Source organism: Salinibacterium sp. ZJ70 (genome assembly GCF_011751865.2).
Taxonomy (GTDB): domain Bacteria; phylum Actinomycetota; class Actinomycetes; order Actinomycetales; family Microbacteriaceae; genus Homoserinibacter.
In genome coordinates this window covers 734,059-753,148 of the sequence record NZ_CP061770.1, presented here as the reverse complement: position 1 = coordinate 753,148, position 19,090 = coordinate 734,059, and the positions used below count along the sequence as shown (strand labels likewise).

Below are 19,090 nucleotides of genomic sequence, written 5' to 3'. Positions count from 1 at the left end.
GCCACCATTCAAGCGGGCCGAAGGCCGCTTCCGCTTGCTGAGACGGCAAGATGACAGCCATGGATCCACAGTTGCTCGCGCTGCTGCTCGTCGTCGTGACGATGCTCGTGTGGCGCGCCGTCACCCGAGAACGACGCGAATACGCGCAGTTCAAGCGGATGCGGCTCACGTCATCCCGCCAGAAGATCATGCGCAAGTGGATGCTGGAGTCGGTTCTCGTGATGGGCGGCCTCTCTGCGGCGCTTCTCATCGCCACGTGGGACATCGTCCCCGTGGCGCTCGCCGAGGCACAGTCGTGGGCGCCGATCGCCGCATCGCGCGAGTTCTTCGTCGAGTCCTCGATCGGACGCGGCATCACGATCGGGGCGATCGTCGGCGGCATCATCGGGGTGTTCGTGCCGTTCATCCTCGTGCGCAATGCCAACCCCGACGACATCCCGAAGCTCGGTGACGTGGGCGCGTTGATCCCCCGCACCCGCGGCGAGCTGCGATACGGCGCGGGGCTCGGGCTCTCGGCGGGCGTCTTCGAGGAGACGCTGTTCCGTCTGGCCATCCCCGCACTGCTGTTCGGCATCTGGCCGAATGCCCCGCTCGCGTTCGGCCTCGCCGCCGTGCTCTTCGGGATGCTGCACCTGTACCAGAAGGTGGTGGGCGTGATCTTCGCGACGCTTCTCGGCGTCGTGCTCACCTACCTGTATCTCGTGTCGGGCTCGATCCTGGTGCCGATCATCGTGCACGCCGTCATCGACCTGCGCTCGCTCGTGGTGCTGCCGCTCATCGTCGGCAAGGTGTGGTCGAAGGAGCTCTGAGCCTCAGCGGGCATACCCCAGGAGGGGTGCTCAGCCCACGCTCGGGTCGACCGGGCGGTCGTCGGCGTGGCGCGCGAGGTGGCGCGCGTAGCGTTCGGTGAGCTGCACCATGAGGTCGGGTGTCGAGCGGTCGAGACCGAAGACGTAGCCCGGAAAGTCGAGATCCTGCTGGATCTCCCAGATCTCATCGTGCCGATGGGGACTGAGGATGCTCACCGGGTTGCCCACCGCGACCCACGCGATCGGCACCACCGAGCCCGCTGGCAGCACGGTGCGCAGATGCACGACGGCGTTGATGCGCACCTCGCTGCGTGCGCCGATCCGCGCGCCGTTGAACACCCGGGAGCCGGTCGCCAGGAACACCTCGTCGCCGATCGTCGCCCCCGAGATCGACGCCATCGGCCCGACGAGCACGTGGCTGCCGATGTGCAGCGGATCGGAGGAGCTCGCGCGCAGGAGAGCGTTCTCCATGACGATGCTCGATTCCCCGATCGCGACCGGGCCGCCCTCCGCCGTGATGACCGCGCCGTGCAGGACCTGGCATCCGGGTCCGATCGTCACGTCACCCGAGACGACGGCCGTCGGGGCGATCACGGCGGTGGGATCGATGCGAGGGCTGTGGCCGAGATGTTCGAACAGCATGCGGTCACGCTACTCCCGCTCACCCGATACTGGAGGGGTGGATGTCGAACTCGCGCACCAGCACCTCACTGTCGACCTCGAGGCGACGCGGGTGGGTGTTCCGCGGAAGGTCGCTCGCTGGCTCGGCGCAGCCCTGGAAGCGGCACTCGGCAGCCTCCCCTCCGCACCCGACGTGGATCTGGTGGTGCGACGCATCGACAGCGGAGCGGAGATCCTGCGCACCCATGCCGACACCGGATCCCCCGAGGCGCTCCTCGCCCAGGCTCGCGCCGATCTCGCCACCAAGACGGTGGCGGACTTCGTGGCCGAATGGCGCCTGATCGATGACGCGGGTGACACGGCGCCCTGACGCCGCCCGCACCCTCAGTTGAGCATGTTGATCTGCTGCCCCTTCACGAGCGGGTAGTCCACGAGCGTGTGGCCGTCGAGATCCTCCTTGTGCATGTCGACCCCCGTCACCTGGCTGTTCTCGTAGGTCGTGTAGTAGTAGATGCCCTTGTCGGTGTTGCAGCACGACGAGTAGATCGTGATCTCGTAGCCGTCCCCCACATCGGCGAGCCCTCGCTGCTGCGCGACGGATCCCAGAATCTGGAAGAACTGGCTGATCGACTCGGACTCCGAGGTGCCGGCGACCGAGTTCATCCGGGTGAACACCGCCTTGACGAAGCGCGACGACGATGAGAGGTCACCGGGCAGGCCGATGCCGCCCATGCCGCGGCTGTACAGGTCGAGTTCGATCTCATCCGAGAAATGGTTCTCGGGCTGCTTGGTCGACAGGTGCGCGAAGTTGTTGAGGTTGAAGTACTGGATGTCGAACGTGGGGTTGTTGGTGAGCACGCCGACGGGGTTGTCGTACACCTTCAGCCCCTCCTTGACGCTCTCCACCGTGATCGAGGCCGACTTGTCGGAGATGAGCCAGTGCAGCGGCGACAGCGGGAACTCCTCGCTGAAGGAGATGTCGACGAGACTCATCTTCGCGAGCTCGGCCTTGACCTCGTCGATCGTCTCGAACTGCCCCAGAATCCACGGAATGAACTCGAACGGGGTGATGTTGGTCTTGCTCGGATCCTCCGGCTTGTAGTCGGCGTTCTCGGGGAAGTTGAGCCCCGCCATGCTGAGGCCCTTCTCGTTGGTCGCCTCGTAGTAGAGCGGGTAGCCGTCTGAGACGGTCGCCATCCCGATGATCGCGTGATGCGTGTTCAGAGGGGGCGCCTTGCGGAACTCGAACGGGAAGTTCCGCGGGGTCACGGTGACCGTCTCGTGGTACGAGAACTCGAGATCGAGGTTGCGGCCGAAGTAGTGGTCTTGAGTCGTGTAGCTCACGCCAGTGCACATGGTGTCCTCCGTCACGGCGGCGCCGGAGCCGCCTCTCGCGACGGTACCTGCGCGCCGTCGGAGCAGACAGGGCCGGACGGCAGGGTCGGCGCAGGCGGAACGAGCGGATGCGCGAGCGGGACGCGAACCGGTTCAGCTCACCCAGCCACGGCCCTCGCCACCGTCGAGGCCTGCGCCAGCTGCGTCTCGCCGATGGCGATCAGCTGGTCCGACTGCACGGGGACGACCGTCCATCCGACTTCGCGCAGCCGCTGCGCGGTCGCCGGGAAGGACTCCCCCCATACGAAGACACCGGGGTGCACTTCGACGGCCAGCAGCGAGGTCTCGCCGCACGAGAGCAGGTGCGTGGCGCGCACTCGGCGAACCGACGACGCGGTGGTGAGCGCGACGACTGTCGCATCACTGCTCACCCGAGAGCCGAACGCGGCCGGCTGCGTGGGTGCGGGCAGGATCGCGAGCACCTCCGGCGGCACGGCCCTCCGGCCGGATGGCGGCGTCGGCAGCACGGCGGGAGTCTCGGAGCCGAGTGCGGCAGCTCGCGCCGAGGCCGCCTTCTCGGCGGCGCGCCGGGCAGCTTCGAGTGCGGAGGCTGCTTCGACCTCGGCCAGTGCGGCGGCCGCCTCCGCGGCTGCCTGGGTGGCGCGCTCAGCCGCTTCCGCGGCGCGCGCCTTCGCCTCAGCGAGGCTGCTGCCGAAGGCTCCCCCAGGCATCGCATTCACCCGCTGCCCCGTGACGGGGACGCGCGCCATCATGCCGCGGCGACGTGAGCCGCCGAAGGTCGACGGGCTCAGAAGGCTGACCTCGTAGACGTGCCGAGTGACCCCGCGCGAAGAACCCGCCGCCAGCAGCTCGAAGCGGAGCGTGCTGCCGTCCACGTCCACGCGCGCGGCCGGGCCGGCCGCATCCGGGTCGGTGGCGACGACCCGCAAGACCCCCTCTGCGAGCCGGAACGACAGCCGCCCCACCGACTGCGCCGTGCCTTTCTCGACGATCGAGACGTCCCACTCGCCGATGATGTCGCGGATCATGTGGCTCCCCCTTCGCCTGGATCTGCTCGGGTGCACGTGTGCACCGTCACGACACAGTCAAGAGGTCGCGTGTCTCCGGCGTGTTACGGCAGGGTCACCACTGCGCAAAAGGTGCGCGGGCCGCGCTCACCCGGCGGGGGTCTCCTCCGGTGCGGGCTTCGGGGCGGGGAGGATCGCGCTGAGCAGCTGCTCGACCCACGTCACCAGCTCCGCATCCGAGAGCCCTTCTGGCATCGGCACATTCACGACGCTCTGCGCTGCGAAGTACTTGGAGCCCGGGTACATGCGCTGCAGGCGCACCTGGATCGAGTCGGGCAGGTCGAGCGGGGCGATCCGCAGGCGGCTGCCCATCGCGACGACCTCGCCGAGGCCCGCCTTCTGGGCGCGGCGACGCAGGCGCGACACCGTCACGAGACGCGCCACGGCCTCCGGCAGCTCGCCGTAGCGGTCGGTGAGCTCCTCGACCACCCGGTCGAGGGCGTCGTCGGGTGAGAGCGGGCCCGCGGCCGTCGAGAGCTTCTGGTACGCCTCGAGACGCAGACGCTCCGACTCGATGTACTCCTCGGGGATGCGCGCATCGATCGGCAGCTCGAGCCGCAGCTCGTTCGGCCCCTCCGTCTCGTCACCACGGAACGCGCTCACGGCCTCGCCGATCATCCGCAGGTACAGGTCGAAGCCGACGCCCGCGATGTGACCCGACTGCTCACCGCCCAGCAGGTTGCCCGCACCGCGGATCTCGAGGTCCTTGAGGGCGATCTGCATGCCGCCGCCGAGTTCGTTGTTGGCGGCGATCGTCTCGAGACGATCCTGGGCGGTCTCGGTGAGCGGGCGATCGCCGTCGTACAGGAAGTAGGCGTACGCGCGCTCGCGACCGCGACCCACGCGTCCGCGGATCTGGTGCAGCTGGCTCAGGCCGTACTTGTCGGCCTGGTCGATGATGAGCGTGTTCGCATTCGCGATGTCGATGCCGGTCTCGATGATGGTCGTCGTCACGAGCACGTCGAACTTGCGCTCCCAGAAGTCGACGATGACCTTCTCGAGGCTCGACTCGCTGAGCTTGCCGTGCGCGACCGCGATGCGGGCCTCCGGCACGAGCTCCGAGAGCTCCGCCGCGACGCGGTTGATCGACGAGACCCGGTTGTGCACGAAGAACACCTGGCCTTCGCGCAGCAGCTCACGGCGGATCGCCGCGGTGATCTGCTTATCGGATCGCGGGCCGACGAACGTGAGGATGGGGTGCCGCTGCTCGGGCGGGGTCGCGAGGGTCGACATCTCGCGGATGCCGGTGACCGCCATCTCGAGCGTGCGCGGGATGGGGGTCGCGCTCATCGCGAGGATGTCGACGTTGGTCTTGAGCTTCTTGAGCGCGTCCTTGTGCTCGACACCGAAGCGCTGCTCCTCGTCGATGACGACGAGCCCGAGATCCTTGAAGCGGATGCTCTCGGAGAGGATGCGGTGCGTGCCGATGACGACGTCGACCTCACCGCGCTCGAGCCCCTCGATCGTCGACTTCGACTCCTTCTCGGTCTGGAAGCGGCTGAGGGCCCTCAGGTGCACGGGGAACCCGGCGAAGCGCTCCTGGAACGTCTCGAAGTGCTGCTTGACGAGCAGCGTCGTCGGCACGAGCACGGCCACCTGCTTGCCGTCCTGGACGGCCTTGAATGCGGCGCGCACGGCGATCTCGGTCTTGCCGTAGCCGACGTCGCCCGAGATGAGGCGGTCCATGGGGATGGGCCGCTCCATGTCGGCCTTGACCTCATCGATCGTCTGCAGCTGGTCGGGCGTCTCGTTGAAGGCGAACGCCTCCTCGAGCTCGCGCTGCCAGGGGGTGTCGGGCCCGAAGGCGTGCCCCTGGCTCGCCATGCGCGCGCTGTAGAGCTTCACGAGCTCGACGGCGATGTCGCGCACCGCCTTGCGGGCCTTGCCCTTCGCCGCCGACCAGTCGGATCCGCCCATCTTGCTGAGAGCGGGGCTCTCGCCGCCCACATAGCGGGTGAGCTGGTCGAGCTGATCCGTCGGCACGTAGAGGCGGTCGCCCGGCTGGCCGCGCTTGCTGGGCGCGTACTCGATGACGAGGTACTCGCGGGTGACCTTCTCGTGCTTGGTGCCGAGGGGTCCGCGCGCCACGCGCCCGCCGCCGGCGACCTCGCGGGTCACCAGTTCGAGGAAGCGGCCGATGCCGTGCGTCTCATGCACGACGTGGTCGCCGGCCTTGAGCTGCAGCGGATCGACGACGTTGCGTCGCCTGCTCGCGAGGCGCTTCGGCTGACGCGAGTCGATGCCCGCGGAGCGCCCGTAGAACTCGGACTCGCTGAGCAGCGCGAACTGCGCCTCATCGAGTTCGAAACCCGCCTCGACGGATGCCGTGACAAGGTACGCGACGCCCGGATCCGGATCCGCGGGGGCGGAATCCACGATGCGCGCGGCGACCTCGTGCTCGGCGAGCACCTGCGCAGCGCGCTCGACGAGACCGGCGCCACCCGCGGCGATCGTGACCGACCACTGCTGCTTCAGCAGCGACGCGACGTGCGTGGCAGCGCCGTCGACCTGACCGGCGAAGCTCGGAACCGCGCGACCTTCGATGCGCACCACGTCGTCGTCGCCCGCGTCGAACGGGCTCACGGTCCACCAGGTGCGGGGGCGCGCCACGGCACGCAGCGCCGAGACGGTGAGGAAGTCGCCCGTGTCGAGGCTGGCCTGCAGGTCGATGGGCGCTTCGCCGCCCGCCGTCGCCGCCGACCACGCGGCCTCGAGGAACTCGCGGTTCGTCTCGGCGAGGCTCACCGCGCGCGTCGACACGCGCTCAGGTGAGAGCACCGCGACCGCGGCGTCCTCGGGCAGGTAGTCGGTGAGCGGAACCAGACGGCCCACGAGCGCGGGCGTGAGGGACTCCATGCCCTCCACCGGGATGCCCTCGGCGACTTTCGCGAGCATGGGCGCGAGGGCCGGGTACTCGTCGACGAGCTCCGCGGCGCGAGCACGCACGGCCTCCGTGATGAGCAGCTCACGCGCCGCCGGCAGCTCGACGGCGGGCAGATCGCCGGGGATGGAGCGCTGGTCGGCCACCGAGAAGGCGCGCAGCTGCTCGAGCTCGTCGCCGAAGAAGTCGGCGCGGACGGGGTGGTCGGCATCCGGCGGGAAGACGTCGAGGATGCCGCCGCGCACCGCGAACTCACCGCGGCGGGTGACGAGGTCGACGCGTGCGTAGGCGCGTTCGGCGAGCTGGAGGGCGAGAGTCGCGAGTTCGTAGCCGCGACCGCCGGGGGTGAGGGTGATCGGCTCGAGCCGGTCGAGACCGGGGGCGAGCGGCTGCAGCGCCGCGCGCACCGACGCCACGAGCACGAGAGGCTCGGTGCGGGGGCCGTCCTGCCAGAGACGCAGCTCACGCAGGGCACGCAGCCGCTGGCCGACCGTCTCGGCGGACGGACTCAGCCGCTCGTGCGGAAGGGTCTCCCACGCGGGGAGCACGAGAACGCGGGCCGTCGGCGACCAGGCGCGGAAGGCGTCCGCGACCGCCTGCGACTCGCGGCTCGTGGCCGCGATCGCCAGCAGAGCCTGGCCGGTTCCTGTGCTCGACGAGCGGCGCTCGAGGAGCCCCGCGAGCAGCGGAACGCGCAGACCCTCGGCGGCGGAGAAGTCGCCGTCAGAGCCCGCCTGCGCGAGAGCGTCCGCGTACGACTGGGCGCGCGCGAGTACGGATGTCAACGAGGCGAGTCCCACTGAAGGAAGCTTACGCGTCGCACCCGACAGACGCCCGGTCTCACCCGCTCGCCTCACCGACCCCGGACTCCAGTGCTGGCCACCCGAACGAGCAGCAGGGATGCTGCGGATGCCGCCACGATCGTCGCCGCCAGCGCACTCCATCCGCCCACATCCAGCACCAGACCGAAGCACCAGCCGAGCACCGCGGCACCCGCGTAATACGCAATGGTGTACAACCCCGTCGGCACGGCGCTGCCGTTCGCGAGCTCGGCGACCCACCCCGCCGCGAGCGCGTGCACGGTGAAGAAGCTGGCCGTCACGATCGCAGTGCCGACGACGATGGCTGACGCCCCGTCGGCCGCCGTGAGCGCGGCACCCGCCGATTGCACGACCAACGCGCAGCCCATCACTCTGGCCTTCCCCCAGCGGGCAGCGGCTCGACCCGACCTGGCCGCAGCGATCGACCCCACCACGTACAGCACGAAGATCCCAGTCACCATCATCTCGGGAAACGAGAGCGGCGGGGCGATGAGTCGGAACCCGAGGAAGTTGTACAGCGCCACGAAGGCGCCCATCTGCACCAGCGCCAAGCCGCAGAGGGCCCCGATGCCGCGTCGATCGAGCCCGGATCGCAACCCGCTGGCGATCGCGGGTCTTCCTGCGACGCGCGGCGCCGCCGCCAGGAACAGGATGGCTGCGGCCGCCACCACCAGGCTCACTGCGATGAGCGCCGTGCGCCAGTCGGCGACTGCGCCGACGACGCCCGCAACCAGACGACCGGTGAGCCCTCCGATCGCCGTTCCGCTGATGTACCAGCCCGCCGCGATGACTGCAGGCGCGCGTGCCAGCAGGTCCCCCAGGTGCGGCACGGCCAAGGCGGGGATTCCCGCGAGGACCGCGCCCTGCAGAAAGCGCACAACGAGCAGCACCTCGAGACTGCCCGCGAACACCACCACCGGGCTCAGCATGATCGTCGAGATCACGGCGATCCGGATGAGGGTGCCCCGGCCGACGCGGCGCGCGGCGAACGACCAGGGCAGAACGGCGACGGCGACGCCCAGCGCTCCCGCCGACTGCGCGAGAGCGGCGGACCCGGCAGAGATGTCGAACTCCCGCGCGATCGCGGGGAGCAGAGCCTGCACGCCGTACAGCTCGGCGAAAGCCACCATGCCCGCCGCCGCGAATGCGACGACGGTCGGCCGAAACGGTCCGGCACCCCGCGAGACGATCCGACCGGTCATGAGATCGGGTGCAGAAGCCACGTCACAATGAACAGAACGGGCACAGCCAGGACGGTGGTGAGCAGCACGACGTCACGGGCCACCCCGACACCCTGGCGGAACTTCGACGCGTAGGTGTAGACGACCTGACCTGTCGGGAGCGCCGCGACCACCACGGTGGCGTACACGATCGCGGGGTCGAGCCCGAGAATGGGGCCAGCCACCAGCCAGGCAGCGAGCGGCATGACCACCGACTTGAGCGCAGTGGCGACGAGCGCGGTCACCCGGTCGCTTCCGGCGCCGAGCACCCGCCGTCCGCGAAGCGAGATCCCGAAGGCGAGAAGCACCATCGCGATCGTGCCGTCTGCAACCAGTCCGACCGGGACCTCAACCACGTCCGGCAGGTCGACCGACAGCAGCGAGCACGCGACCCCTGCTGCTGTGGCCGCCACGACCGGATTCTTCAGAGGCTGCGTGAGCACCCGTACAGCGGTGGGACGCCCGCCCCCCGCGGCGTCCAGCACCGCCATCAGCCCGGGCGTGAACAGGATCGGCTGGAGCACCAGCACCGCGGCGATCGCCTGCGGATCATCGAGCACGAACGCCGCCACCGGGATGCCCATGTTCGTGCTGTTGAGGAAGACTGTCGACGACGCACCGATCGCGGTCTCTCCGAGCGAGCGCCGGAACCAGATGCGGGAGCTCACCACGAACAGCACGCCGACGACCGCCGCACTCGCGAGCGCGATCGTCATGTAATCCGAGAACACAACCCGCAGATCGGCGTGCGAGAGCAGGTTGAACAGCACCGCGGGCATTCCCACGTAGAAGGCCACACGCGTCAGCGCATCGGCGATGCGCTGATCGAGCACGCCCGAGAGGGCGCACAGATATCCCACGAGGACGATGAGGCCGATGACCCCGACGCCCTCGAGAACCCCGATCACTGCGGGGCGTTCGCCCAGAGGTCGGCCTTGCCCGTCTCCGGGTTGCGCGGAAGCGGCGAGCCGTCGTCGGCGACGATCGGACCCGGCAACGGAGAGATGTACTCAATGCGGATGCCGTCGAGTGCCGACTTGTCGGTGAACATCAGCAGGATCCGCCCGTCCTCATTGAGCGAGCAGCCGTCGATGCCGACGCCGATCTCGGCGAGACGCTCGCGTTCCGTCTCCGGTGAGGCGATGTTCTGAATACCCAGATGGTGGATCCCCAGCTGGTCGGAGCCGTGAGTTCCCTCGCCGGTGACCTCCATCAGCTCGATGCGCGGCGAGCCCTCGCGCGAGAACGAGATCCGCGCGTCGTGGAAGTGCGGATGCTCGTCCGTGTGGTCGATGTAGCGGTCAGTGCGGTACCGCGCGATCGGGCTGAACGTGAATCCGGTGACCGCCGACCAGCGCTCGATCGCCTCTTCGAGGTTGGGAACGAGGACGCCGATGTGCTCGATCATGGAACCCGTCATCTGGGTCATCTCCTGTCAGTGGACGCTACGCCTGGCGGCGCAGCAGGTGTCGGATGGTGTCGATGAGGGCGAGTCCGGACGGACTCGCCCCTGCCATCCGGGGGAACATGTCGGTCGTCCAGGCGACGACGAGATCTGCTTCGGGGTCGGCGATCGCGAACGATCCGCCCGCCGCCTCGTGTCCGTACGACGACGGACCGAACATCGGGAACTGCGGGAACGGCAGCTGCATGCCGGTGGAGAACGCCGTCTCGACACCCAGCACCGCATCGGTGCCGCGAGACAGCTCTCCGACGAGGTCGCGACGCGACGCGGGCGCCAGCAGCGACTCGTCCATGGTCGCCGCGAAGAGCTCGGCGAGAGACCTCGCCGAGGCGACGCCGCTCGAGGAAGGGAACCCGGCGCGGGCGAAACCTGGGCCGTTGTATACGTCCATCTCCCGCGCGAGTGCGGAGGTCGTCCCGGTGGGGATGCCGCTCGCCGCTGCGAACGCCGCCCGGGAGCGAGAGACCGCCCCGTGCTGATAGCGGACCGGTGCGAGCCGGGGGTGGAGATCGTCGGGGAAGCCGAGCCAGATGTCGAGTCCGCGTGGGCGCACGATCTGCGACGCGAGGTACGCGCCTACCGTCATCCCGAGGGTGCGACGGAAGATGCCATCCATCAGCGGCCCGAAGGTGAACGCGTGGTAGCCGTGTCGCGTCCCCGGCTCCCAGTAGGGTTCCTGGGCGGCGACTGCCTCCTCGCCTGCTCCCGAGAGGATCTCCCGGTAGCTGAGAGCCCGATCGAGCGAGGCGATCCCCGAACGATGCGACAGCACCATCCGCGGGGTGATGGAGGCGGTGGAACGCTTCCGGAACTCGACCCATCGTTCGCCGAGAGGCTCGTCGAGGTCGAGCGTCCCCGCGTCGGCCGCATGCAGCGCGGCGATCGCCGTGAGCGCCTTGGACACCGAGAAGACCAGCTGCACGGTGTCGGGACGGTAGGTGCCGCCCACCAGATCCACGACAGTGCGCCCGTGGTGGATCACCGTGAGGGCGGCACCCCCGCCACCTTGCGCCGCGATGGCGCGCGCGAACACCTCGGGGAACTCTGCGAAGGATGGGTCCGTGCTCCCCGCGATGTCGATGATCTCCGGCTCGCTCATCACCGGTAGATGGGGGCCAGGTGCTCGCGGAAGAACTCGAGACCGTGGCGCAGCTCGCCGATCGGGTCAGGTGAGTTGTCGATCTCTTCCGTCGCCCAGCCCTTCCACGCATGGTCGCGCAGGATGCGCATCCACTCGTTCCAGTCGACGAGACCTGAGCCGAGAATGCGGAAGTGGGTGAGCATGACCGCGTGGCGCTCCTTCTGGTCGCCGCGCAGCACGTGCCCCGACAGCGGTGATGCGCAGTCCTTCCAGTGCATCGTGGGCACACGATCGATGTGGTCGCGCAGCACCGCAACAGCATCTCCGCCGTCAAGGGTGATGTGGCCAGCGTCCGGGCACAGCCCGATCGACTCGGGGTCGGTCAGCTCCATGACCGTCGCGATGTCCTCATTGCGCGAGCAGACCGAGTACGCGTCGGTGTGGATCGCGATGGTGACGCCGTGCTTCCAGGTGATCGCACCCAGGCGATTCAGGTGGTCGGCGAAGCGCTCATGCAGGTCGCGCTCCACGGGCCGCGAGAAGTCCTCCGGCGTGGCGGTGTCATCGGGGCTCTCGTTGCCGAAGCGGCTGCGCATGATGTTGCCGGTGACGATGGTCGATGCACCCATCTCCGCGAGGAACGCAGCATGACGCTCGAACGCATCGTCGGCCACGGCGATGAGAGACGAGTCGGCCATCGCGTTGCCGATCAGCTGACGCCCATGGGCGTAGCTCGAGCTCAGCTCGAGGCCTCGCTCCTCGAGCGCTGCCCGGAAGCCCGCTGTGCTTCCGTACACCTTCAGCGCCGCCTCCCAGCCCGCGGGGTCGGGCGCGAGCTCGATGCCCTCGAGTCCGGCGTCGCGGGCGCCGTCGAGCATGCCGTCGAAGTAGCGACGCGGGTCTGCCCAGAACGCCTCCGTCCAACGGGGGTGGTTGAGCCCCGGTTCGAGTCCCCACCACGCCGACTCGTAGAACGTGATGATGTTGGTGCCGAAGCGGATGTTGTCGTCGGCGGCCATCAGATCGCTCCCCCGTCGGTCACGTCGACCCATGAATCCGATTGGCCAGCGCGGTAGACGGCCGCGACCACATCCTCGACATGCGCCGCGCGGGCGAAGTCAGGCGCGGTCGGCTCACCGGAGACGATGGCCCGCACGAAGTGCTGGAACTGGATTGCCGACACATCGACGTAGCCGGTGCCGAGCCCTGCCAGGCGCCACCATCCGTCGGGATGCTGATCGTTGGTGTGGATCGTGCGGAAGCCGCGGTGATCAGCGGGGTCGTCGACATAGGCGACCTTGAACGTCTCGCGGTCGTTCCAGTCGAACTGCACCGATGCGCGCGTGGCGTCGAATTCGAAGTAGACGCGGTTCTTCCGACCCACCGCGAACTGGTTGACGCTGAAGGTGCCGATCGCTCCGTTCGAGAACTCGGCAAGCCAGACGGCGGCGTCGTCGATGAGGTCGCCATCGATGCGCTCGGCGTCGGGGCGCCAGCCATCGACTCCGAAGCTGCGCGCCCGGGCGGCGACGCGGACGATGTCGCCGAAGAGGTGCTCGGCCAGGTCGATGATGTGGGAGCCGATATCTCCGACCGTGCCGGACCCTCCGGTCGCCTTGGTCGCGCGCCAGCGGTTCGGGTCGGCCCAGAACCCGACCTCCTGGTTGTAGCTCGCGCGGAACTGCAGGGGTGCACCGAGGGCGCCTTCATCGAGCAGCTTCTTCGCGAACGACACCGCGGGGGTGTGCCGGTAGTTGTAGCCGACCTGCGTCACCACGCCAGCGACGCGCGCCGCCTCGACGATGGCGCGCGCTTCGCGCGGATCGTTGGTGATGGGCTTCTCGCAGAAGACATGCTTTCCCGCTTCGACAGCGGCGAGAGCGATCTCGGCGTGGAACTGCGGAGGCGTGCAGATGTCGACGATGTCGATGTCATCGCGGGCGATCACCTCCCGCCAATCCGTGGCTGATTCCGCCCACCCCAGCTGCGCCGCCGCACCGGCGGCGATCTCCGCGTTCGCGTCGACGAGCACCGCCTTGGTGACCGTCGCACCCAGCTCGCTCGCGAGGGGCGCGATCGCATACGCGAGGCTGTGCGCGCGCCCCATGAATCCCGCACCGATGAGCGCGACCTTCAGTTCCTTCACCGATGACCTCCGTGTCGTTCGTTGTTCCAGCGTCGCGGCAGGTGCCGATGCGGTCTTGCACGTCGCGGACGTGGGTTTGCCTGTGGCCGACTAGGCCGACTTGAGCTGATTCGACGTGCGTGAGCGCTCAGCGAGCACCTGCTGCCGATACGCGCGGGGCGAGGCTCCATAGGCGCTCTTGAACAGCCGGCTGAAATGTGCGGCATCCCACAGCCCCCATCGGGCTCCGATCGCGCTCACTGCGGTCGTCGCAAGCACGGGGTCGGTGAGTTCGGCGCGGCACTGCTCCAGACGCCGGGTGCGGATCCAGGTGCCGAGAGTGAGGCCTTCGCGTTCGAAGAGCCGGTGCAGCGTCCGTGTCGAGATGTTCTGGGCCGCGGCGATCGCGTCGGGGTTGAGGTCGAGGTCAGACAGATGCTGCTCGATGTACTCGATGGCCTCGCGCAGAATGTCGGGTCGCCAGGCGTCATCGTCTCGCGAGTCGAGGCACATGAGCCCGATGAGTCCGACGACGTGCTGGGAGAGTCGCGCGGGGTGCTCGGTGCCCACGTCCCCCTGGGCCGCGAGACCGCGGAGGAGGTGGGCGACGAGACCCGACGTCCCCTGTTCGGCGCGCAGGGTGCGCCCTGACGCGCCGCGCATGGCCTGCGCGTGCGGGCCTGCTGCCGTCTCGGGGATGCGTACGATCACAAGGTGAGCCCCCGAGGCGACGTCGATCCGCACGCGTCCGGCACTTCGGAGGACGGCGATATCGCCCGCGCCGAGCCGCGGCGGCTGAGCCCCCAGATGTGCGGTGCCGGTGGCGACGTGGACGACGTCGAACGTGGGGCGGTCGGGATGCGCGCCTTCCAGGTAGGTGGTACCGCCGAGAAGGCTGAGAACCTCCAGGCGATCAATGAACATCGCTGATGCGGTGGGCGCAAGCATCGTCAACTCGGCTCCTTCGACGAATCGGTTACTCGTTTCACATTACTCGTGTAACTACGGCAGTGTTACACGAGTAATGTCACGTCGTCAACACGGCGCAGGCCGAGAGTCCCAGCCGCCGGCCGCCGCGCGCGCAGACACGCACCCAGCTCCGCAGCGAGAGCTGCTTCAGGCGCTCGAGCGGGAGATCATCCGGATCAGGTCATCGCCGCCCACTTCGGGGGGCTCCACGTCATCGAGAATCGCCACTGCCGCCGCGATCACCCGGTCCGCCCACCGATCGACGTCGATCTCCACCGTGGACACCTCGGTGCGAGCCGTTGGAGAATTGTCGACGCCGACGATCGCCAGGTCCTCCCCCGGCACGAGACCGCGAGAGCGCATCGCGCCGATCAGAGCCACCGCGATGTCGTCGTTGTGCGCGGCAACCGCCGTCAGCCCATCGATCGCCAGAAGCGCATCGAGGGCGGCAGCCGCCGACTCGACGTCAGCGGGGTCGACCACGACCTCCTGAGGGTCGGCGAGCCCCAGCCGCGCGCATTCCTCTCGCAGACCCCGCAGACGCTCCAGCGCGATGAGAGCCAGGCTTCGCTCGCCCGGCACCGCCGAGCCGATGACACGGTGGCCGCGCTCAGCCAGATAGGCCGCCTGCATCCGGCCGATCTCGGCGTTCGGCAGAGTGCCATGAACGCGCAGCACCCGCTGCGCTGTCGCGTCAAGACGCTCCTGCTCCGACAGTGTGAGTCCGCCCATCACCACCACCAGGCTCGGGGATACCAGCTGCCACAGCTCCTGCAGCGAGCGCAGGGAGGCATCGTATCGATGCGTGAGCAACACGAACCCGCGCTCGGCGAGCGCGACGTCGAGCCGTTTGAGCAGAGAGTTCGAGATGAACCCGGGCGAGAAGTCCCTCACGAGAGCGAGCACCACATCGCTTCGCCCGAGGCGCAGCATGCGCGCAGGCGCATACGGCACGTGGCCGAGCTCGCGGGCCGTGCGCAGCACGAGCTCCTTCGTGGCATCGGAGATCATGCGGCCCGGTACATCGTTGAGCACGTAGCTCACGGTCGCGCGCGAGACACCGCACGCGCGCGCGATGTCATCATGCGTCACCCGTTTCGGGCGCGTAACGCGCGCTGTCGGCTCGGGGGTCACAGATCCGGTCCTTCCACATAACCCGATGTGACGGGTCCGCTCGGATCCTATCGAGCGGAGGATCCGAGCACGTTGCGCATCGCGGCCACCATCTGGATCACCCGCGCCACCCTCATCGATTGCACGACGACGCCATCCATTTGCGAGAGGTGGACACAAGCGAGCTCGGCCAGCACCGGCGTGCAAGCCTGGACGAATGACAACGGCCATGCCGGCGCCCGTCCTGCCGCTGCTGCGCGGCGGACCGCGCCTGCGATGGGGCGTGCTGGCGCCGGGGGCGATCGCGCGCTCATTCGCGTCTGCGCTGCACCGACACACCGATCAGCGGATCGACGCCGTCGCGTCGCGGGACACAGCGCGGGCGGACGCCTTCGCATCGGAGCATGGAATCGCGCGGTCCTACGGCGACTATCGGCAGCTCGTCGCCGACCCAGCTGTCGACATCGTCTACGTCGCCGCACCGCACACACACCATCTGCCCCTCGCTCTGCTCGCGCTGGAGCACGGCAAGCACGTTCTCGTGGAGAAGCCGCTCGCCGCGAGTGCAGCCGAAGCACGCGAGATCGCCGCGGCCGCTCACCGCGCGGGTCGCTTCGCGATGGAGGCGATGCATACCCGATTCCACCCGAAGACGAGCGTGCTCACGCAGCTGCTCGCAGATGGGGCGGTCGGCGAACCTGTGCTGCTGCAGGCGGAGATCGGATTGGGCGGGGTCGCCTACGACGCACGCAACCGCCTCTTCGACCCCGCTCTCGGCGGCGGCGCGGCGCTCGACATCGGTGTGTATCCGCTGTGGCTCGACCAGCTCGTGCTCGGCCGTCCCGATCGCATCGTAGTCAGTGGAACCACCGCAGCGACCGGGATCGAGGATCAGTTCTGCGCGGTGATGCACCACGGGAGTGCGCTCGCCACCGTCGGCGCGAGCCTGCGCACGTGGACGAGCTCACATGCGACGATCGCTGGCGATGCCGGCCGGATTCGGCTCGACTCGCGGCTGCCGCTGCCCGGTAGCCTCGAGCTGATCGACAGCGCGAACTCTCCGATCTCACGGTTCGACGACCGCAGCGGCATCGTCGGATCCGACGGACTGTGCTGGCAGGCGGCCTGGGCGGCGCAGCACATCGCCGACGGACTGACGGAGTCCCCCATGCACCCCCTCGCACGGTCAGTCGACGTGCTGGAGACCATCGATGAGATCCGCCGAGCACTCGGCGCGGAAGGAGCACCCGAATGAGCACGATGCGTGCAGCCCGATACGCCCGGTACGGCGGACCGGAGGTGGTGGAGATCGTCGAGGTCGAACGCCCGGAGCCCGGCCCTGACGAGTGTCTCGTGCGGCTTCGAGCCGCGGGTCTCAACCCCGCCGACGTGAAGGTGCGGCGGGGCGCGACACCCGTGGCGCCGCTGCCGTCGGGCATCGGCCGGGAGTACGCAGGCACCGTCGAGGTCGTCGGCTCCGCTGTCACCGAGTTCGCCGTGGGCGACGAGGTGATCGGCACCGGCGAGTGGGTGATCGGCGAGTACGCGGTGACCCCCGCCGGACTCCTCGCCCCCAAGCCCGCCGAACTCCCGTGGACCTGGGCTGCGAGCGTCCCGGTGGCTGTCCAGACGGCCGCCGTCGCCGTCTTCTCCCAGAATCCCGGCCCCGGCGACACGGTGCTCGTCAGCGCCGCGGCGGGCGGGGTGGGGTTCTTCGCGTCCCAGTACGCCGTGCGCAGCGGCGCACGCGTCATCGGAACGGCGAGCGAGCGCAACCACTCCCTGCTGCGCGAGCTGGGCGTGGAGCCCGTCAGCTATGGCCCAGGCCTCGCGGACCGTCTGAAGGAGATCGCCCCGGAAGGCATCTCCATCGTCCTCGACCACGAGGGTCAGGCGACCATCGAGGCGGCGCTGAGCCTCGGCGTGCCGCGCCACCGTATCAACACGATCTCCGGGTACAGCACCTGGTACGAGGTCGAGTACGTGGCCCGCCGCGGGATGAACCGAGATGTCGTCGATGCGATCACCGCCGATCTCGTGTCCGGCGCACTGCGAATGCGCATCGAAGAGGAGTTCCCCTTCGAGCAGATCCAGGAGGCGTATCGCCGACTTGAGACCGGACATCTGGCCGGAAAGGTCGTGCTCACGTTCGGCTGAGCACCGATGAGGGCCCCCGCTCCTGCGAGCGGGGGCCCTCATCGTCTCCTCGCCAGAAGGAGCGCAGACGACGGTGGCCGCCTTCCGGGGAAGGCGGCCACCGCGGGGTTCTGCACCTTACTTGGTGTCGAACTCCTTCTGCATGCCCTCGAGCATCTGCTTCGGCGTCATGGTGCCGATCAGGAGGCCCTGGATGCCGTTGACCATAGCCGACTCGATGCGAGCGTTCGGCCACATCTGGTTGAGGTAGTGCACGGCGCTGCCATCACCGAGCGCGTCAGCGAGGACCTGCTCGTTGGCATCCTTCGGCTCGAAGCCGTCGGTGATGGTCGGGATCGTTCCCGGCATCACCGACTGGTACAGCGAGATGTTGTCCGCGAGGAATGCAACGAACTTCTTCGCGGTCTCCTGGCGAGGCGACTTCGCGTAGACAGCCGCTCCACCCTGGGTCGAGAGGGTGAGCGCGTTGGTGGCGTCATCGTCGTCGCTGTGGAACGGGACGATCGTGAAGGTCTCGTCCGGAGCGGCGGCCTGAAGCGCGGCGATGCGGGTGCCGATGAGGAACTGGCCGAGAGCCTCACCCGAGGCGACCATACGGTTCGACTCGTCGTACGGGGTGCCGGTGGCGTTCGGCTGGAAGCAGCCGGCGTCGATCATCTCGAGGTACTTCTCGGTGGCCTCGAGGTAGCCCTCGTGCGAGTCGAAGGTGGTCTTGCCGTCCAGGAGCTCCTGGTCGAATTCGGTGCCCGTTCCGTATACGAGGTCAGCGACCAGCGCGTAGTACGGCGCCTGACCCGCGTACAGATTGTTGCCAGCGAGCGCGAACGCAACCTTGCCGGAAGCGACAGCCGCCTCACAGAACGGGATGACCTCGCTCCACGTGGTGGGCGCCTCGAGACCGGAGGTCGCGAGCGCCGACGCGTTGTACACGGGCGCGAACGCCGTCGCGAGCGGCGCCATGATGTACGCCTCATCGTCGATCGACACGAGCTCGCGGATGAAGTCGGGGTACTTGGCGACCCAAGCCTCGTCCGAGAGATCGGTCATGAAGTCGCCGCCGTCGAGCTGACGGATAGCGGCGGTGTTGCCGTCGCCGGGCCAGACGTAGAACACGTCCGCCGCCGTTCCCGTCCCCAGCTGCGTGCGGATCGACGCCTGGTACTGGGCGGTGTCGGCTGTCGTGACGACGACCTGCACGCCGGGGTTCGCCTCCTGGAAGGCGGCGACGACAGCGTCGATTCCGGCCTTCTCGTTCGCGAGCCAGTCGATCTTGAGGAAGGTGCCGTCATCGGTCGCGGCAGGCGCGCCCGAATCGGTGCCGGGCGCTGCGCAGCCCGTGAGTACGAGGCTGGCGAGGGCGAGTGTCGCGCCTCCGGTGGCCAGTGAGCGGGTCCACTGCATTGTG

Annotated in this window: 17 protein-coding genes; 4 read left to right on the top strand and 13 right to left on the bottom strand. The window is 68.7% G+C overall.

All coding sequences use genetic code 11. The features are described 5' to 3' along the window. Window positions 1-59 precede the first annotated feature (59 nt). Window positions 60-809 carry a CPBP family intramembrane glutamic endopeptidase gene (locus HCR12_RS03655; protein ID WP_166867664.1) on the top strand — a complete coding sequence of 250 codons (750 nt, stop codon included), beginning with the start codon at window positions 60-62 and terminating at the stop codon, window positions 807-809. Window positions 810-839: 30 nt separating this feature from the next. Here the strand turns inward: HCR12_RS03655 and HCR12_RS03650 are convergent, their stop codons facing one another. Beyond that, window positions 840-1,451 (bottom strand): gamma carbonic anhydrase family protein, encoded by a 612-nt coding sequence (locus HCR12_RS03650; RefSeq protein ID WP_166867666.1) that lies wholly within the window; start codon window positions 1,449-1,451, stop codon window positions 840-842. Window positions 1,452-1,488: 37 nt separating this feature from the next. Here HCR12_RS03650 and HCR12_RS03645 point away from each other — a divergent pair, with 37 nt between their 5' ends. After that, on the top strand, window positions 1,489-1,800 hold the full coding sequence (locus tag HCR12_RS03645) for a hypothetical protein (RefSeq protein WP_166867668.1): 312 nt from the start codon (window positions 1,489-1,491) through the stop codon (window positions 1,798-1,800). 14 nt (window positions 1,801-1,814) lie between these two features. Here the strand turns inward: HCR12_RS03645 and bsh are convergent, their stop codons facing one another. The 11 genes from bsh to HCR12_RS03590 form a co-directional block, all read right to left on the bottom strand. Next, window positions 1,815-2,774, bottom strand: a complete 960-nt coding sequence (bsh, locus tag HCR12_RS03640) for a choloylglycine hydrolase (RefSeq protein ID WP_304610837.1) — start codon at window positions 2,772-2,774, stop codon at window positions 1,815-1,817. A gap of 149 nt (window positions 2,775-2,923) precedes the next feature. Continuing rightward, entirely contained in the window at window positions 2,924-3,814 is an 891-nt protein-coding gene (locus tag HCR12_RS03635) for a hypothetical protein (protein WP_166867672.1), read from the bottom strand. Window positions 3,815-3,940: 126 nt separating this feature from the next. Further along, entirely contained in the window at window positions 3,941-7,534 is a 3,594-nt protein-coding gene (gene mfd / locus HCR12_RS03630; RefSeq protein WP_166867674.1) for a transcription-repair coupling factor, read from the bottom strand. A gap of 53 nt (window positions 7,535-7,587) precedes the next feature. After that, entirely contained in the window at window positions 7,588-8,778 is a 1,191-nt protein-coding gene (locus tag HCR12_RS03625) for an MFS transporter (RefSeq protein WP_166867676.1), read from the bottom strand. Next, a complete protein-coding gene (locus tag HCR12_RS03620) occupies window positions 8,754-9,683 on the bottom strand; it encodes an AEC family transporter (protein ID WP_166867678.1) in 930 nt (309 codons plus the stop codon). Before HCR12_RS03620 ends, HCR12_RS03625 begins: the two co-directional genes overlap by 25 nt. Continuing rightward, a complete protein-coding gene (locus HCR12_RS03615) occupies window positions 9,680-10,204 on the bottom strand; it encodes a VOC family protein (protein ID WP_166867679.1) in 525 nt (174 codons plus the stop codon). Before HCR12_RS03615 ends, HCR12_RS03620 begins: the two co-directional genes overlap by 4 nt. Window positions 10,205-10,220: 16 nt before the next feature. Continuing rightward, complete coding sequence (locus tag HCR12_RS03610; RefSeq protein WP_166867681.1) at window positions 10,221-11,339, bottom strand: serine hydrolase domain-containing protein; 1,119 nt, start codon at window positions 11,337-11,339, stop codon at window positions 10,221-10,223. Beyond that, entirely contained in the window at window positions 11,339-12,340 is a 1,002-nt protein-coding gene (locus tag HCR12_RS03605) for a sugar phosphate isomerase/epimerase family protein (protein WP_166867683.1), read from the bottom strand. The genes HCR12_RS03610 and HCR12_RS03605 overlap by 1 nt, the downstream gene beginning before the upstream one ends. After that, complete coding sequence (locus HCR12_RS03600) at window positions 12,340-13,467, bottom strand: Gfo/Idh/MocA family protein (protein ID WP_166867686.1); 1,128 nt, start codon at window positions 13,465-13,467, stop codon at window positions 12,340-12,342. The genes HCR12_RS03605 and HCR12_RS03600 overlap by 1 nt, the downstream gene beginning before the upstream one ends. 90 nt (window positions 13,468-13,557) lie before the next feature. Beyond that, window positions 13,558-14,394, bottom strand: coding sequence for a helix-turn-helix domain-containing protein (locus HCR12_RS13620; RefSeq protein WP_224763637.1), 837 nt, complete (start codon window positions 14,392-14,394; stop codon window positions 13,558-13,560). A 168-nt stretch (window positions 14,395-14,562) separates the two neighbouring features. Next, complete coding sequence (locus HCR12_RS03590) at window positions 14,563-15,507, bottom strand: LacI family DNA-binding transcriptional regulator (protein ID WP_166867688.1); 945 nt, start codon at window positions 15,505-15,507, stop codon at window positions 14,563-14,565. A 238-nt stretch (window positions 15,508-15,745) separates the two neighbouring features. On the opposite strand from HCR12_RS03590, the gene HCR12_RS03585 reads away from it, so the two are divergent. Together HCR12_RS03585 and HCR12_RS03580 are read left to right on the top strand one after the other, a co-directional pair. Continuing rightward, window positions 15,746-16,783: a Gfo/Idh/MocA family protein gene (locus tag HCR12_RS03585; protein WP_166867690.1), complete on the top strand. Its 1,038-nt coding sequence runs from the start codon at window positions 15,746-15,748 to the stop codon at window positions 16,781-16,783. Beyond that, on the top strand, window positions 16,780-17,685 hold the full coding sequence (locus HCR12_RS03580) for an NADP-dependent oxidoreductase (RefSeq protein WP_166867692.1): 906 nt from the start codon (window positions 16,780-16,782) through the stop codon (window positions 17,683-17,685). Before HCR12_RS03585 ends, HCR12_RS03580 begins: the two co-directional genes overlap by 4 nt. Before the next feature lie 117 nt (window positions 17,686-17,802). Here the strand turns inward: HCR12_RS03580 and HCR12_RS03575 are convergent, their stop codons facing one another. Beyond that, on the bottom strand, window positions 17,803-19,086 hold the full coding sequence (locus HCR12_RS03575; RefSeq protein WP_166867694.1) for an ABC transporter substrate-binding protein: 1,284 nt from the start codon (window positions 19,084-19,086) through the stop codon (window positions 17,803-17,805). Between the last annotated feature and the right edge of the window lie 4 nt (window positions 19,087-19,090).